Annotated in this window: 13 protein-coding genes; 8 read left to right on the plus strand and 5 right to left on the minus strand. The window is 46.9% G+C overall.

What is annotated here, in order from left to right; translation table 11 throughout:
• Positions 1 to 221: 221 nt before the first annotated feature.
• Entirely contained in the window at positions 222 to 647 is a 426-nt protein-coding gene (locus QUA33_RS12685; protein ID WP_333148894.1) for a hypothetical protein, read from the plus strand.
• Between the two features lie 41 nt (positions 648 to 688).
• Here QUA33_RS12685 and QUA33_RS12690 read toward each other — a convergent pair whose 3' ends face one another.
• Positions 689 to 1,114 (minus strand): DCC1-like thiol-disulfide oxidoreductase family protein, encoded by a 426-nt coding sequence (locus QUA33_RS12690; RefSeq protein WP_333098433.1) that lies wholly within the window; start codon positions 1,112 to 1,114, stop codon positions 689 to 691.
• A 35-nt stretch (positions 1,115 to 1,149) separates the two neighbouring features.
• Positions 1,150 to 4,230, minus strand: coding sequence for a PAS domain S-box protein (locus QUA33_RS12695; protein ID WP_333148895.1), 3,081 nt, complete (start codon positions 4,228 to 4,230; stop codon positions 1,150 to 1,152).
• A gap of 505 nt (positions 4,231 to 4,735) precedes the next feature.
• On the opposite strand from QUA33_RS12695, the gene QUA33_RS12700 reads away from it, so the two are divergent.
• From QUA33_RS12700 to QUA33_RS12730, 7 genes are all read left to right on the plus strand, one after another.
• Positions 4,736 to 5,929 (plus strand): NAD(P)/FAD-dependent oxidoreductase, encoded by a 1,194-nt coding sequence (locus tag QUA33_RS12700; RefSeq protein WP_333148896.1) that lies wholly within the window; start codon positions 4,736 to 4,738, stop codon positions 5,927 to 5,929.
• A gap of 178 nt (positions 5,930 to 6,107) precedes the next feature.
• Entirely contained in the window at positions 6,108 to 8,027 is a 1,920-nt protein-coding gene (locus tag QUA33_RS12705; RefSeq protein WP_333148897.1) for a S9 family peptidase, read from the plus strand.
• 163 nt (positions 8,028 to 8,190) lie between these two features.
• Positions 8,191 to 8,907 (plus strand): HAD-IA family hydrolase, encoded by a 717-nt coding sequence (locus tag QUA33_RS12710; RefSeq protein ID WP_333148898.1) that lies wholly within the window; start codon positions 8,191 to 8,193, stop codon positions 8,905 to 8,907.
• Positions 8,908 to 9,188: 281 nt separating this feature from the next.
• A complete protein-coding gene (locus QUA33_RS12715) occupies positions 9,189 to 9,812 on the plus strand; it encodes a DUF3859 domain-containing protein (RefSeq protein WP_333148899.1) in 624 nt (207 codons plus the stop codon).
• On the plus strand, positions 9,813 to 11,603 hold the full coding sequence (locus tag QUA33_RS12720; protein WP_333148900.1) for an asparagine synthetase B family protein: 1,791 nt from the start codon (positions 9,813 to 9,815) through the stop codon (positions 11,601 to 11,603).
• Between the two features lie 119 nt (positions 11,604 to 11,722).
• Positions 11,723 to 12,943, plus strand: coding sequence for a decarboxylase (locus QUA33_RS12725; protein ID WP_333148901.1), 1,221 nt, complete (start codon positions 11,723 to 11,725; stop codon positions 12,941 to 12,943).
• Positions 12,944 to 13,110: 167 nt separating this feature from the next.
• Entirely contained in the window at positions 13,111 to 14,424 is a 1,314-nt protein-coding gene (locus QUA33_RS12730; RefSeq protein WP_333148902.1) for a hypothetical protein, read from the plus strand.
• A 319-nt stretch (positions 14,425 to 14,743) separates the two neighbouring features.
• Here QUA33_RS12730 and argJ read toward each other — a convergent pair whose 3' ends face one another.
• From argJ to QUA33_RS12745, 3 genes are all read right to left on the minus strand, one after another.
• Positions 14,744 to 15,985: a bifunctional ornithine acetyltransferase/N-acetylglutamate synthase gene (argJ, locus tag QUA33_RS12735; RefSeq protein WP_333081021.1), complete on the minus strand. Its 1,242-nt coding sequence runs from the start codon at positions 15,983 to 15,985 to the stop codon at positions 14,744 to 14,746.
• Positions 15,986 to 16,298: 313 nt separating this feature from the next.
• Entirely contained in the window at positions 16,299 to 16,439 is a 141-nt protein-coding gene (locus QUA33_RS12740) for a hypothetical protein (protein WP_015176121.1), read from the minus strand.
• A 61-nt stretch (positions 16,440 to 16,500) separates the two neighbouring features.
• Positions 16,501 to 16,695 (minus strand): hypothetical protein, encoded by a 195-nt coding sequence (locus QUA33_RS12745; RefSeq protein WP_006631905.1) that lies wholly within the window; start codon positions 16,693 to 16,695, stop codon positions 16,501 to 16,503.
• Between the last annotated feature and the right edge of the window lie 93 nt (positions 16,696 to 16,788).

The following is a 16,788-nucleotide window of genomic DNA, read 5'->3' on the forward strand; positions in this document are numbered from 1 at the left end:
TAAGGGGGGGACAAGAGCATACTCAAAGTCAACCCCTACTCCCCTTTTTAAGGGGGATTTAGGGGGATCGAGACTCGGCTAAAAACTGCACAACACATATATGAAAATTTGTCAATGCCTAATTATTTCTGGAAAAGTCCGCTGTTCACAGTCTACATTCGGCAGTATGCAGTTACATTATTAGCTAAATGTAATAACTATATTTGATAGGAGTTTTTCGAGTGAACGCTGCCGAACAAGCCAAAAATATAGAAGTTGCCAGCAAAATTGCTGCGGTTGTTAATTTATTCAAGTCCGAATTCCCGGATGCAAAAGTCGATTTGAAACCTTGGATGAATGACCAGGATACCAGAGAACTTGTAGATCCAGATTCGATCGACATTGGCTTCCATTTTCCCGGTAGAAGCCGCTTGCTGCAAAGCCGCAGCATTTTGATTCAAATCCGATTTTACCAAGATCCGGTGGAAGGATATCGGCGGGCGATCGGAGTTGAGGCAGCCGGTTACGATCATAGCGGTCAACAGTGGCACTTTTCTACTGTGGAAAATTGGAATTTTCTCGGTCCAACCGAACCTGCGGTGGAGTCGGCGCAAAAACTCAAAGACTTTTGCCAGCAGATATTCGATTTGTTTAATCAATCTTTTTGAGGAATTCAGTTTTCACTGCGAACCTGTTTGTAGTAAGGACTTTAGTCCTTGCTATTATCGCAATTGTCGATCGACCTACAGCCAACCGGATAAACAGATTTGTAAGTAGTCGATCGCTTGCCAAACAAAGTATAGCGGTTATCGCGGACTTGTTCGTACACGCGATCACCCATCCACTTCATCCCCGGCATTGCCCGATAAGCAGCCACAAACACCTCGCCAGCAGGCAATATCCGTCCGATTTCCTCCGCCGCATCGCTGCCCTGCCAGCGACGTTCTGGATTCTCTGCATCTATCAAAATCATCCCCATTTCGCAGTCACCAGAAGTTATTCCAAAGCGCTCTAATTCCTCTAGATCTTGCATGGAAATATACTCAAAATTCTGGCCTTTATCTAAATTTTCTAGTAACTGCACCAAGGTAACGCAGAGATTGCAATTGCCGTCGTAAATTACGTTATATTTCATTAGTTGACTGTTGACTGTTGACTGTTGACTACTGACTACTGACTATTCCCCACAGGAATCTCGATCGCAAATTCCGTGCCTTGACCCGGTGCGGAATCGCATCTAAGCTGCCCGCCGTGCTTTTCCACCACTATTTGATAGCTGATAGACAGCCCCAAACCAGTACCTTTACCAGGTTCTTTCGTAGTAAAAAACGGATCGAACAGCCTTTTGTGAACATCTATCGGAATCCCCGGCCCGTTGTCAGCAATCCGAATCACAATATGAGAGGGATGGCGCATTGAATCCTCAGAAACAGCAGAATCTGCCTGCATCAAAGCATCCTGTTCATATTTTACATCCGTACAAATCCGCAGCGTCGGCGAAGGACAATAAGGAATAGGCGCCAGTTGTCCCTCTGCCCAGTGTCCAGTCTCCATTGCCTCTTCCAAAGCATCAATTGCATTGCCAATAATATTCATAAAAACCTGATTCAACTGTCCTGCATAACACTGTACGCGGGGCAAATTGCCGAACTCTTTAAGGAGCACAATTTTAGGACGCCCTGCCGTTTCTTTCAACCTGTGCTGCAAAATCAACAAAGTGCTTTCAATCCCTTCGTGAATATCCACCTGCTTTTGTTCGGCTTCATCTAATCGCGAAAAATTCTTTAATGACAGCACAATTTGCCGAATTCGCTCGGCTCCCATTTTCATCGAATTTAACAAGTTAGGCAAATCTTTGAGCAGAAAATTTAAATCTACATCATCTATCTCTTGTTTAATTGCCGGTGTTGGGTTCGGGTATTCCTGCTGGTAAAGTTGCAGCATTTTTAGCAAGTCTTTAAAGTAATCGTCAGCGTGCATGACGTTGCCGTAAATAAAGCTAACTGGATTGTTGATTTCGTGAGCAACGCCAGCGACTAATTGCCCCAAACTTACCATTTTTTCATTTTGAACCATCATGCTTTGAGTTTTATGCACGTCCCGTAGGGCTTTTGCCAATTCTAGATTTTTAGCCCTCAATTGACTTTCGGAAAGCTGCACCGCTTCTTCGGCGTGTTTGCGCTTGGTAATATCTTTGCGAATTGCTACATATTGATGAGGTTCTCCGCTGGTATTTAAGCAAGGTACAATCGTAGTATCCAACCAGAATAATGTACCGTCTTTAGCTTGATTTTTCATTTCTCCCCGCCAAACCTTTCCCTGGCGGATGGTTGACCAAAGCTGCTTAAAAAACTCGGCTGGGTGATAACCAGAATTGACAAGTCTGTGGGTTTTGCCGATCAGTTCTTCTCGGGAATATTTAAATTGTTCGCAAAATTGATCGTTGACATAGGTAATGACTCCGAATTCGTCGGTATTCGAGACTATCGCCGATTGATCTAAGGCAAATTTTTCAAATTCTAATTCTTGGAGAGTTTGGCGCAATTCTGCTTCGGCTTGTTTGCGATCGCTAATATCGGTAATCATCCGCAACACCCCCGAAAATTCGCCATCCGCATCGAACATCGGCGTCGCCGACACGATCGCCCACAAGTGAGATCCGTCTTTGCGAGTAAACTTAAAATCGTGTCGTTCGCGAATGCCTTGCCGCCTGCGCTGCACGTAACTTTCTGCTATTTTCCTAGACTCGCAGTCTATAAACTCAAATAGCGATCGCCCCTGCATTTCCTCTACAGTATACCCCAGCATTTCGGCCATCCGAGAGTTAGCAAAAGTCGTGATGCTTTCGCGGTCAAACATCCAAACGCCCTCCGAAGCCGTCTCGACAATGCAGCGATAATAATTCTCCCTCTGCCTGAGTGTTTCCTCTGCTTGCTTGCGATCCGTAATATCAGTTTGCACCGCAATAAAACCTTCGAGTTCACCAGTTTCTTCATAAATTGGGGCAATCGAAAGTGCCACCCAATAACCCTTTCCATCCTTTTTGTAATTGTAGATTTCCTGATTAAACGGCACGCCTGCAGCCAAAGCCAATCGCAGTTGAGCAATAGTTAGCGGGTCTGTTTGAGAGCCTTGCAGTACATCACCCGGTTTTTTTCCCTGCATTTCTGCCAGCACATAACCGCTAATCCGAGTAAATCCTTCATTTACCCATTCAATGCAGCCTTGAGCATCAGTAATAATCACACCATTTTGCGTTTTTTGAGCCACAATAGCCAACCGGGACAATTCGGTTTCATTTTTTTTTCTTTCCGTAATATCTTCAGCAATACCCAGAATGTACTTAGGCGCGCCCGAATCGTCAAACAAAGGAACTTTTTTCGTGTGCAAAATCCGCTTTCCCCGGTGGGGAAGTTGGATAGTTTCTTCTGGCAAATCGACACCTTTTCTCGTTGCTAGCACTTCTAAATCTTGTGCTTGCAAGTAATTTGCTTCCTCTGAGGTCAACAAGTCAGCAGCATTGTTTAAGAGCACTTCATCCCTCGAATAGCCAAACAATTCTTCGCTAGCAGTATTCCAATAAATAAATTTTTGCTCTACAGCATCTTTAATAAAGACGCTAATCGGCAGATTTTGGAGTACCGCATTCAGAAAATCTTGAGTGTTTCGCAGGTTCTCCTCAGCTCGCTTTCGTTCAGTAATATCCAAAATCACTCCGTCGAGATAGACAACCCCAGACAGAGAATTTGCGATCGGCGAAACCGGCGAAACCGGCGAAACCACAGCCGACAAAAAGCCCTCCATTTCCCCTTGTTCCTCTTGTTTTCCTCTAGCCTCTTCCGCCTCGCAGCAAACAGCTTTGCCTTTTTCGTAAACCCAGCTAATTTCGCCGTCAGCGCGGACAATCCGGTATTCAAGGATGTACGAAGTTCTGGTTGCTACACTTTTTTTGACAGCAGCATCCACATTTTTGCGGTCTTGAGGATGGATAATGCTGGCAAAAGAACGGACGCGATCGTTGATAAAATCAGAAGAGGGATAGCCTGATATTTCATGAACAGCCTCGCTCAAAAACGCCATTGTCCGTGTTAATTCCCCGTCGTCCGTCAACTCGCAGGTACAGCGGTAGACAGCACCGGGAATATTAGCTACTAAATTTTTATATCGTTCTTCGCTTTTTAACAAAGATGAGCCGTCTTCGTTATTACGATCGCCGTTCTTAAATTTAGAAGAATTGGAAGAAATTTGCATGGTTTTTTTTTCACTTGTGAGTGCGGGGGCAAGTGGTAGAGTAGATGACCCTATAAAAAGTGAATTTAATGTGCGAAATAATTCGTTATAAACTAATATAGTACAAAATTAGTTCTGCGAACCTTCAGAAAATTTGAGGGCGGGTAATAGGTAAAGCTAATCAAGGCTAGAGATATAGAAAACAGTTCGGAAACGCATTGTTTAACGGATTTAATGGATTTAACTCACGGCCAGAGCACCATACTCAAGAACAGGCTTTCCGGCCTGTTCCACAACAAGTGCATTTTCCTATGGGGTGGGCAGAAGAGTCCGCTCATAAAAAGCTTATTGAGAATGGTGCTCTAGGTGTGAGTTTAACGGATTCAACAGATGGATGTTGAGGTTCGAGGGAAAGAGGGAAGATTTTGCCATTTTCCCAGTCTCTCAGTCTCCCACTCCCCCTTCCCCGCTCTCGTTAGAATAAGATAAGTTTCCTTGCTACCGTGAGCCCCTCAAACAAAACACCATGACTCAACAACAACCCCGGATTTGCATTCTCGGCGGAGGCTTCGGCGGACTCTACACAGCCCTGCGCTTGAGTCAGTTACCCTTCTCCAAAACCGAAAAACCCGAAATTGTTCTAGTTGACCGCCGCGATCGATTTTTGTTCGTTCCCCTGCTGTACGAACTCCTGACCGGCGAACTCCAAACCTGGGAAATTGCCCCACCGTTTGCCGAACTCTTGGAAAACACAGGCGTGCGCTTTTGTCAAGGCACTGTTTCCGGCATCGATGTAGAGGAAAAGCGAGTGAAGTTGCACGACGGGCCTGAAATTCCGTGCGATCGCCTGGTTTTAGCTTTAGGCGGCGAAACCCCCCTAGATATGGTCAAGGGTGCCGTTGAATATGCTTACTCGTTTCGCACTCTCGACGACGCCTACCGCTTAGAAGAAAGACTGCGATTTTTAGAAGCCAGCAATACCGATAAAATTCGGGTGGCGATCGTCGGCGCCGGTTATTCGGGAGTAGAATTAGCTTGCAAATTAGCCGATCGACTCGGAGAAAAAGGTCGCGTGCGGTTAGTCGAGCAAAGCGACATGATTCTGCGGACATCACCGGAGTTTAACCGCGAAGCCGCCAGCCAAGCTTTAGAAAAACGGAAAGTGTGGATCGACTTAGAAACAGAAGTAGAGGCGATCGAAGCGGACACAATATCCTTACTTTACAAAGGACAATTAGATGTTCTCCCCGTAGACATAGTGCTGTGGACAGTAGGGACTCAAGTTAGTCAAGCAGTGCGATCGCTACCCCTCAAACAAAACCGCCGCGGTCAATTAATAGTCAATTCGCAAATGCAAATTATCGACCATCCAGATATATTTGCCTTGGGAGACTTAGCGGAATGTCACGATGCAACTAATCAAAAAGTCCCCGGAACAGCCCAAACAGCCTTCCAGCAAGCTGACTACACCGCCTGGAACATTTGGGCCTCCCTCACCGATCGCCCATTACTTCCTTTCCGCTATCAGCCCCTAGGAGAAATGATGACATTAGGCATTGACAACGCCACCCTGGCCGGTTTAGGAATTAAACTCGACGGACAACTAGCCCACATTGCTCGCCGCCTAGCTTATCTCTATCGGATGCCAACCTTCGATCATCAACTAAAAGTTGGTTTTAATTGGATTAGCAAGCCGATTCAGGATTTGCTTAAAAGTTAGTTGATTGTAGACTGTTAACTGTTTACAGTTGACGGTTTATTATTGATTGTAGGACTTATGAGGGCGGTTCCGAAACCGGGTTTTTCACGAAAATACTTCACTACTACGCGCATATTTGGTAAAAACCTGGTTTTTTCTGTCGGAGTGTAGATTCAGAGAATATTAGGCACGAGAAAAAATGCAAAATTCCACATTTCAACAGCCAAAAACTGAAATTCCACCGTTGATAGAGCGGGAGATTCTGTTCGGAAATCCTGAAAGAACCAGCCCCCAACTTTCACCCGACGGCAAGTATATCGCCTACATTGCACCAGATAAAAACAACGTTTTGCAAGTGCAATTGCGTACCGTCGGTCAAGCAGACGATCGCCAACTGACAGCAGATAAAAAACGAGGCATTCGCATCTTTTACTGGACTTACAGCGGCGAAGAGTTAATTTACCTCCAAGATGCTGAAGGTGATGAAAAATGGCATTTATTCTCAGTCAATATCCACTCAAATCTGGTTCGCGACTTGACACCATTTCAAGGCGTTCAAGCTCATCCGATCGCCCTTGACCGCAACTTCCCTAATGAAATTTTAGTGGAAATGAACATCCGCGATCGCCGCAAACACGATGTTTACCGCATCAACCTGCAAAACGGTGCCGTTGAACTCGACACCGACAACGCCGGTAACATCATGGGTTGGACTTGGATTGCTGACGCCCAATTTCAAGTGCGGGCGGCGACAGCCACAAATGCCGACGGCAGTACAGAATTGGTGTTTCGAGAAACTGCGGACAAGTCTTGGGAAAGCTTGCGACGCTGGGGGCCCGATGAGGAAGGCGGTGCCGTCATGTTCTCAGAAAACGGCAAAATTCTTTACATCACCGGCAATCACGATGCTAACGCCAAACGTTCGATCGCACTCGACTTGGAAACCAAACAAGAAACTGATATCGCCTCTGATCCAGAATATGATATCGGCGATATTTTGATACACCCGACCAACCGACAGATTCAAGCAGTTTCCTTCTACAAAGACAAGCAAGAATGGCAAATTTTAGATCGAAGCATAGCAGAGGATTTTGAGAATCTCGGCAAATTCCGCCCCGGCGAATTCTCCATCACCAGCCGCAACCTCGCCGATACTGCTTGGCTAGTCGCTTACAGGACAGACGACGGCCCAGTCTACTACTATACCTACGATCGCACTTCCAAAACTTTCACATTTCTGTTCAGCAACCAACCCAAACTCGAAGGGCTACCGCTATCATCAATGGAACCAATTTCTTACACCGCAAGAGATGGTTTAACCATTCACGGCTACCTGACAAAACCGGTTGGTGTCTCAACACCCGTACCGACAGTCTTGCTGGTTCACGGCGGCCCCTGGGCACGCGATACCTGGGGTTACAATCCACAAGCCCAATGGCTGGCAAACCGAGGTTACGCCGTTTTGCAAATCAATTTTCGCGGTTCCACCGGCTACGGCAAAGCGTTTCTCAATGCCGGCAATCGCGAATGGGCCGCTAAAATGCACGACGACTTGCTAGATGGCGTAAATTGGCTGGTAGAAACAGGAATTGCCCAACAGGATAAAATTGCGATTATGGGCGGTTCTTACGGTGGTTATGCTGCCTTAGTCGGATTGACTTTTAGTCCTGATGTTTTTGCCTGCGCCGTCGATATTGTCGGGCCAAGCAATTTGATTACGCTGCTGCAAACTATTCCGCCTTACTGGGAACCGAGAAAAGCAAGTCTGTATCACCGCGTGGGCAATTTGGAAACAGAACCAGAGTTTTTGAAATCGATCTCGCCTTTATCTTTTGTCGATCGCATCCAGAAACCTTTGCTAATCGCCCAAGGTGCCAACGACCCGCGAGTTAAAGTAGCAGAAAGCGAGCAAATTGTCAATGCCATGAAGCAAGCCGGCAAACCTGTAGAATACGTGCTTTATACAGACGAAGGACACGGATTTGCGCGGCCGGAAAATCGGCTGCACTTTTATGCGATCGCCGAAGAATTCCTAGCCAAATATTTAGGAGGCAGATTTGAACCTGCGGGCAACATTGCCAATCATTCTGGCGTGGTGAATCCGCAAACAACTCATTAGAACGAAGAAGGAAAAAGGAAGAACAAAGAAGGAATTACTCAAATCTCTTTTCTCTTCTCTTCTCTTCTTTTCCTCTGTGTTCTCTGTGTCCTCTGTGGTTGAATCATTCCGATGCAACCGGATGTGCGATAAATCCTCTTTCCTTTTCCCTTTTTCTTCTCAAATGACCAAAATTATTTTTCTAGACGCTGCAGGTACACTATTTGATGTTCGGGGCAGCGTCGGCGAAGTCTACGGAAAATTTGCCCAAAGGTTTGGAGTAACAGTTAAGAGTGAAGAGTTAAATGCTGCATTTTTCCAAAGTTTTGCCGACTCAAATCAGATGGCATTTCCCGGAAGAGAATTAGCCAAAATTCCCCAGCTAGAATTTGAATGGTGGCAAGCAGTTTGCGCGAACGCTTTTCAAATAGCAGGCGTTTTCAATCAATTCTCAGACTTTCCAAAGTTCTTTGCGGAACTATACGCTCATTTTGCCACCGCCGAACCTTGGTTCGTCTATCCCGACGTATTTCCTGCATTAAATAAGTGGCAGCAACAAGGAATTGAATTAGCAGTAGTCTCGAATTTCGATTCCAGAATTTATGCAGTATTAAAAGCACTAAAATTAGCTGAATATTTCACATCAGTGACAATTTCTACCGAAGTTGGTGCAGCCAAACCCCAGTCTCAAATTTTTACCGCCGCTTTGCAAAAGCACAACTGCATTGCAGAAAATGTGTTACATATCGGGGATAGTTTTAAAGCAGATTATTGCGGTGCTAAAAATGCCGGGTTAAACGCAATTTGGTTGAATCGCCAACAGGAAAAAATAGATTCAGGAAAGTTAAATTTAACTAATTTCCAAAAAGTAGAAGAGTTTCCTAGTCTGGATTTTATATAAGTCAGTCCTGGACGCACTCCCACAAAGAAACCGGGTTTTTTACCTAATCTGCAGGTTGCAACGTGTCTTTTCGTAAAAAAAAACCCGGTTTTGCATGATATCCCATGCGTCCAGGACTATAAATATGAATTTTATGAGGTCAAGGTTATGATTTTTATGAATTGACTTTGAGAGCTATTTATTGAAGAATATGGATAATTTAACCACAGAGAGCGCAGAGGGCGCAGAGGAAGAGAAGAGAGGGGTGATTTATATATATAATTTTAACTGGAAATAACTCTATGGAACCTCGACTCACTCAAACTCAATTAGCACAGGCGATCGCTGAAATCGACAAGTTATCGCAGCAGCGCGAGTTAGAATTGGAACCCGATCAGGTAAGAGAAATTTTACGGGAGTTGAATCTTCCTGATGAGCTTTTAGAAGATGCGATCGCCCAAATGCGCCGCCGGGAAGTCCTAGAAAAACAGCAGCGACGCAACCGCTGGATCGCGATCGCCTCGACAGCAGTTGTCATATCTGCGATCGGTATAGGTGTACTGTTCGGGCAAAATCAAAAGCAGCAAACTGCTCAAATTGTCGCAGGAGAAGACAGGATTGCCCTATCTCAAAAGGGTGGTGACAGCCTCACTCAAGTCAACCGTCAAATCAACCCCCGCATCTACTACCAGGTGACGTTGAAAAATGCTCCGATCGGCAATCAGTTGTCTCTGCAATGCGATTGGATTAATCCCAGCGGTGACATTGTTCATCAGGGCAGGTATCAAACTCGCACGATCGATACTGCGGTTTGGAATACCCACTGCTTTTACGATCTCGGATCTGCTGCTGCCCCAGGCAAATGGGAAGTTCGGATGTCCCTGGATGGGCGCGTCATCAGCACTCAGCCGTTCAAGGTAAAGTAGATGGGTGCGATTAGCAAACCTTCACACTTCTTAGGCTACTGGGGGCGGGACGATTCCCTAGGGGATAGCTTCGCCGCGCGTACAGAAATGCTGCAATGTTTAGCCCCAGACTACTGCATTCGGCAGGGCAAATTATCCGAGTGGGCGATCGCCTCTGAATCTGTACTCACGGCTGACACAGTGACGCTGAATGCTTGCGGGCGCGATCGGGCGACGGATTTTCCGGGAGATGCTTGGGCGGCGGTAGAATCCCAACAGCTAAGGCTGGGGCGCGATCCGTTTGGGCGAGTGCCGCTTTATTGGATACAGTTGGGAGAAACTATTTGGTTTTCGACGCGGATGCAATTGCTGCTACCGCTGATTGCTTCCCCTCAAATTAGCCCGATCGCCCTCCACAGCTATGCTTGCTTTTCCTACGTGCCCGCGCCGTTAACTCCGATCGAGCAAATTGCCTCCGTAGCAGCCGGAAGCGAGATGATTTGGGAAATCGCCGATGTTAACGATCGGCCGAAAGTACGCGCGGCGAAGCTATCCTCTAGGGAATCGCTGCAATCGGCTTGGCAAGAAGCGCCCCAATTACTGCGCCGTGAGGATCAGGCGATCGCACAATTGCAAGGGCTGTTGCAACAGGCGATCGATCGACAAGTGGCCGATTTGCCGATCGACGAACCCGTGGGCGTTTTACTCTCCGGTGGGATCGATTCTTCCCTGGTGACGGCGCTGCTAGTGAAAGCAGGCTTGCAAGTGCGCGCCTATGCCCTCGATTTTGGTGTCGAAGCCTATTCCGAACTGCCCTACGCCCAACAGGTGGCGGACTTTTTCCAGATTCCGCTGATCCGAGTGGCGGCGACGGGCGATGCAGTGTTGCGGGCGATCGGGCCAACCGCCAAAGCCCTCGATTTACCCTATGGAGATGGCACGACGGCTGCACTGTTTTTGCTCAAACAGGCGGCGGCGCAAGACGTGCGAGTTGTATTCAATGGCGAGAATGGCGATCAGCTATTTGCCGGATGGACAAACAAACCTTTGATTGCCAACGGAGTTTACAGTGCAGAACATCCCGCCGGAAAAGAAACTTTTGAACAGCAGTATTTGCGGACGTTTCAGCGATTTTATGGTTATGAAAAACAGATTTTTTCGCCAGAAATGCTCGATCGCATCCAGTCTCACGATTTGAGCGTTTACCTGCAAGACGCGATCGATCCCGAAACCTGTCCTTCCCTGCTAGCGAGGCTGCGGCGCGCTTCGCTGATGCTCAAAGGTGCCCAAAATATTCAGCCGAGGGCAACGGCATTGGGGTTTGCTTGCGGTTTGTGGGTGCGATCGCCCTTCTGCGACCCGGACCTCACAGCATGGACGTTTCAACTCCCTGGCGAGCTGCTGCTGCAAGGTGCGTGCGAAAAATACATCCTCAAAAAAGCGTCTGAACGCTGGTTGCCGCCGGAAATTGTCTGGCGGGAAAAGCGCGGTATGGGTGTGCCGTTGAAGGTTTGGTATTACCGGGAGTTTTGGGCTGCGATCGGCGATCGGCTGAATCCGAATCTGTTGCGATCGCAAAATTGCTGGCAGCCCCATTTGGCCGACTCGATGTTATCGGGAGAACTTGGAGTTGCCATGCGCGATCGCTATATTGGCAATAATCTCTGGTTGCTGCTGATGTGGCAGGCATGGCGAACCGAGGTTTTAGGCGAAATTCCGGTTAAGCGATCGCTGGATCATGTGTTTTGGTTGCCGCCTGCGATCGGACAACGCATTTGGAAATATCGAAGGAGGTTGACTGTTGACTGTTGACTACTATTCACTCGATTTTACAATCTTCCCTCTTCCGAACATCCGTTAAATCCGTTACATAATCCGTTGCCGAACATCCGTTACATCCGTTACAAAATCCGTTGCCGAACTTCTTCTATATGACTGAATCTTTGCTACACAATGAAACCAAAACACATTCGCCGCCGTTCTCCGAAGCATTAGCCAAGCGACTTTTGTCAACTTATGGTTCGCCCTTATATGTGTATCAGGCCGAGATCCTCAATCACACCCTTGAGCATATTACGCGATCGATCGACTATCCCCGCGTTCAGTTTCATTTTGCTAGCGTCACCAACGGCAATATTGCTCTGTTGCAATTGATTCAGCAAGCTGGTTGGGGGCTACACGCGAATACACCGGGGGATGTTTTTTTGGGGCTGAAAGCGGGTTTTACGAGCGATCGCATTGTCTACACCGGCAGTAACCTCAACAGGGCGGATATTCAGCAATTGATCGAGTGGAAGATCGAGCGATTTAACTTCGATAGTCTGTCGGAACTCCAAGATTTTTGCGAATATTGCGGGAGTCAACAGCGATCGATCCGTGCCGAAATTGGACTGCGCCTCAACTCACCGGAATTGACGGGAGACAGTCGGATTGGAGTACGTGCCGCCGAATTTGAGAAAGCCAACAAAATCGCGCAGCAGCAGGGGTTGAAGATTACCGCATTGCATTTTTATCGGGGGACTGGAACTAACGCCACGAGTGCTTTTACGCAGGCGATCGATCGCCTAATTGCGATCGCCCAACAGTTGCCCGATTGGCGAACCCTCGATTTTGGCGGTGGTTTTGGCTATCCCTACCGAGGCGGTGCGGTGTTTGACTGGCGGGAGTTTGGTGCGGCGATTGCTGAACGATTGAGTGCGCTATCTCGCCCGATCGAGTTGGTGATTGAACCGGGACGATCGGCGATCGCAGGTTGTGGCGTTTTGCTTGCGAAAGTTGTGTCGGTGAAGTGGTTGGGCGATAGGCAAATTGTCGGTGTGGATACGACTGTATCAAATCTATCGGTGCCTGCGGTGCACGGGGGCTATCGGGCGATCGCAACTTGGGAAACTGGCGATGTATCGCGACATGAAACGGATATTTGCGGCAACACGACTTATTCGCGGGATTATTTGGGGCGCAACTGTTGGCTACCGAAACTCAAAATTGGAGATGCGATCCTGATTTTAGATAGCGGGGCTTACGGCTATGCGATGTCGTCACATTTTCTGCACCGCCCCCGCCCTGCTGAGGTGTTGATTGATGCTAAGGGCGATCGATTAATTCGACAGCGAGAAGAGTATTCCATTTTGTTAAACGGGCAAATCTTTTAAGAGGGCATTGGGCATTGGGCATTGGGCATAGTTTCTTCCTTGTTCCTTCTACTTATTATCTCTCTTCTCTTCCTCTGCGCCCTCTGCGCCCTCTGCGGTAAAACCCTCCCAAAACAACCGTCAACGATATAAGTCCATTAAATTAATCAGGAGTAAGCGAAATGGGAATGAAATGCGTCCAGTGTCAAACCGACAACATTTTGAGCGATCGTACCAGGAACTCAGGTCGCTGTAAACAGTGCAACCATCCGTTTGTCTTTGAACCGAGTACCGTCACTGATAAAAAGTTGGCATTCACCGATCCGTTTTTCAAAAATGCGATTGAAAATATTTCGAGCCAAAATATGTTGTTTTTTACGCAGAAACAGTTTTTGTATTTTATTGACCAAAAGCTTAAATCTCGCGCGCCCGAAACCAGTTGGATTTTTCTCTACTTCTTTTATAGCGGATTTATAGGCATTTTCGGCATTAACTGGGCTTCTGCTATTTTTTCGTCCCAATTAGCAGTTGTTATTCCCTTCGCTCTCTACAATTTGATTTGGATAGGGCTATTGTTCCACTACAGCAAATCTCCTGCTCAAGGTATTCGCGGCAGAAGAAATAATGCTAAAAACCTCCAGATTTTAGGGGGAATTCTTTTAGTGCTGGGCATTTCAGGAAGCCTAATATTTGATTATTCTTCAGGATACATCGTAGCGATTACACTAGGGCTATTGTCCTACGGACTCGGCATTTCACAAAAAAAACGCCCACAGATAACGGGTGAAATATTTCTCGTTAATCAAGCGCAGAGCGATAAATGGCTGCGAGACTGGCAAACAGTAAACGGCACATTAGAAAAACTGCTCCCTGCTGCTCGTCAAGAGGCTTTGCCCGCAACCATCGATCGCGAAGTCAGCGCCTACAGCTTCGATCGCGCAATTATCTGTGACAGTGACGAAATAGCTCAATTCCTCATTGCTAACAATGTCCATTTTGAAAACAACTGCGCCATTCTTAGTATTAGTGGCTATCCCCAAAGCATCTTCAGTACCGTAATAGAAATGCTGCGCCGTAATGCCGATTTAAAAGTCTATGCACTGCACAATGCGAGTCCTGGTGGCGTTGGTTTGGTAAATCAACTGCGGACTAATCCCGAGTGGTTTGCGAATCAACAGGTGACAATTTTTGATTTGGGAATTTCTCCCCGTCAAATCTTAGCAACCCGCGATATGTTTGTGCAGCAATCTCAAACAATGGCACAAACGGCCCGTCAATTACCCGACGCTGTAAGGCAAAGTTTAACAGCCGAAGAACTAGCATGGCTAGATGCCGGCAATTTTGTGGAATTGGAATCGTTTACGCCGCAGCGGTTGTTGCGGGTAGTGAATTACGGACTTGCTCAGAGTGGCGATCTGCAGGGTAACGAGGGCTTAATATTAGTGGATGATAATGTTGGATATGGCGGCGGCTATGTGTTTGTCTCCGATAGTTTTGGTTAGGGCGTGTTTTCAAACTTTATATTAGACTTATTAATAATAAGCTTAAAAAGTCTTGAAACTTAGTCTGAATAAGATTTTTAGCGCTCTTTTGTTAAAATCATAAAAAGCTTATTTTTGTAAGGGCTTCAGCGATTTTAAAATGAGGAGCAAAAAAGCTGAGATTAACTCGGTGAGTAAAGGTTTCAGATTTTTTAATTTCCCCCCACGGGGGGAAGTTGAGTTTAAATTGTGTGAAATTTGCCTTCAACTTTCTCTCGTCTGGTTTTGTTTGTGTAGGCGCGGTTTCTAACGGCCCGGACTTCTAACTGCCTGGACTTATTTAAGTCGTATACTCCGCATTAATCTTCACGTAGTCGTAACTCAAATCGCATCCCCAAGCTTTCGCAAAACCGCTGCCATTCCCCACACTAACCTGAATTACAACCGTATCAGCCTTCAAATATTCTCCCTCCGCAGCCGCTTTCATATAATTACTTGCAGCAGCGCGATCGAACTCTTTAGGTTGTCCGTTTTCCATCATCAAAAAATCCCCCAATTGAATCCGCAAATTCTCTTGATCGAAAGGTACACCAGCGCGCCCAGCCGCCGCCGCAATTCTGCCCCAATTCGGATCGCGTCCGAAAATAGCAGCTTTCACCAAGGAAGAACCGACAATTGTTTTGGCAATTTTACTCGCAGAAACTTCATCTAGCGCGCCGCTAACTTGCACTTCTACCAAACAAGTTGCACCTTCGCCGTCACGGGCGATCGCCTTTGCTAAATGCACGCAAACTTCTGTCAGCATCGCCTCTAATTTTTCAGCATCTGCCCCCATTTCCGTAATTGCGGGCGTGCGGGATTGACCGTTTGCCAAAGCAATTAGCGAATCGTTGGTACTGGTATCGCCGTCAACAGTAATTTGATTGAAACTTCTGTTAGCCGCCCGACTCAGCATTTCTTGCCACAAATGCGACGACACTGCTGCATCGCAAGTTACAAATGCCAGCATTGTTGCCATATTCGGGTGAATCATTCCCGAACCTTTGCAAATGCCGCCGATGCGGACGGGTCGATCACCAAACATGGTTTCCAGGGCGATCGTTTTCGGCACTAAATCAGTCGTACAAATAGCCTTAGCCGCCGCATCGGAACCAGTTTCCGATGCCTCAGCAACTAATCGCGGAATTCCCGCCCTCAGCGGCTCCATTTTTATCCGCTGTCCGATGACGCCAGTGGAGGCCAAAAGAATCGATTCTGGAGGAATATTCAGCGCTTCTCCCAACAATTTGGCACTTTCGAGGGCATCTGCCAAACCTTGTTCGCCCGTAGCAGCATTAGCTTGTCCCGCATTGCACAAAATTGCTTTCGCGCTGGGTTTAGCTTGCAAACGCTGGCGGCAGTAGTCCACGCAAGCGGCCCGGACAGTGGAGGTTGTGAAGACTCCGGCGGCGATCGCGTCTACCTCTGACAAAATTAAACTTAAATCCGGCAAGCCTGAAGGCTTCAAACCCGCTGTAATTCCCGATGCTCGATACCCTCTGGGTGCTGTAACTCCGCCGTCAATTTCTTTCCAGTCCGACATGATGACCTCCCTAGTAGCCTTCAATCTGCTGAAAGGGGATTATACCATTTTAGATTTTAGATTTTAGATTTTAGATTTCGGCGTGAGCGCTCAGTCGAACGATTTTAGATTTTAGATTTTAGATTCCCCATTCTTTTGGACCCAATTTGCCATTCCCAATTCCCAATTCCCAATTCCCCATAAAACTAATCGCGGCTTCCAATCTAGAGTTAGAACTCAAGAAGAAGTCGCGACGGTTTTGTAATTGACATTATTAATTTTTAGCTGGCAAACAACACACTCGATTCAACTATCTCGCCGTTGAAAAAAGGAGTTATTTGCGATCGATACTCGCTGGAGAACCAGCATCTAAACCCACTTCAGCAGCCACACGGCTCAGCATGGATTCCTGACGGTTTTTGACTACGTGTTGATGGCGCATCATCAGGTTGCGGGCTTGTTCTTGAGTTGACATAACTGATTTCTCCAAATTATAGGTAATAACTTCGTAGACAATAGTCGAAATTGAGATTGCCCTAGCTCATAGTGGCGTTGCTGCGATCGTAACTGGCTTGAAAGCTGGGCTGCGGTTTGCCTTGAATGTGACCCCAGTAGTGCGTATCTTCCATCCCGACTTCGGTGGCGGTGCGGTTGAGCATGGATTGCTGGCGGTTCTTCACCAGTTGGTGGTGGCGCATCATCAGGGAGCGAGCTTGATTTTCGGTAGACATATGCGGTTCCTCCGTATTCTTTAGATTAATGTTGGGCTGGTTTTTTCTTCTCTTCTATCACTATAACAGACAATTCTGTATCTAAAGCTACCA

Source organism: Microcoleus sp. Pol14D4 (assembly GCF_036701245.1).
GTDB lineage: Bacteria > Cyanobacteriota > Cyanobacteriia > Cyanobacteriales > Microcoleaceae > Microcoleus.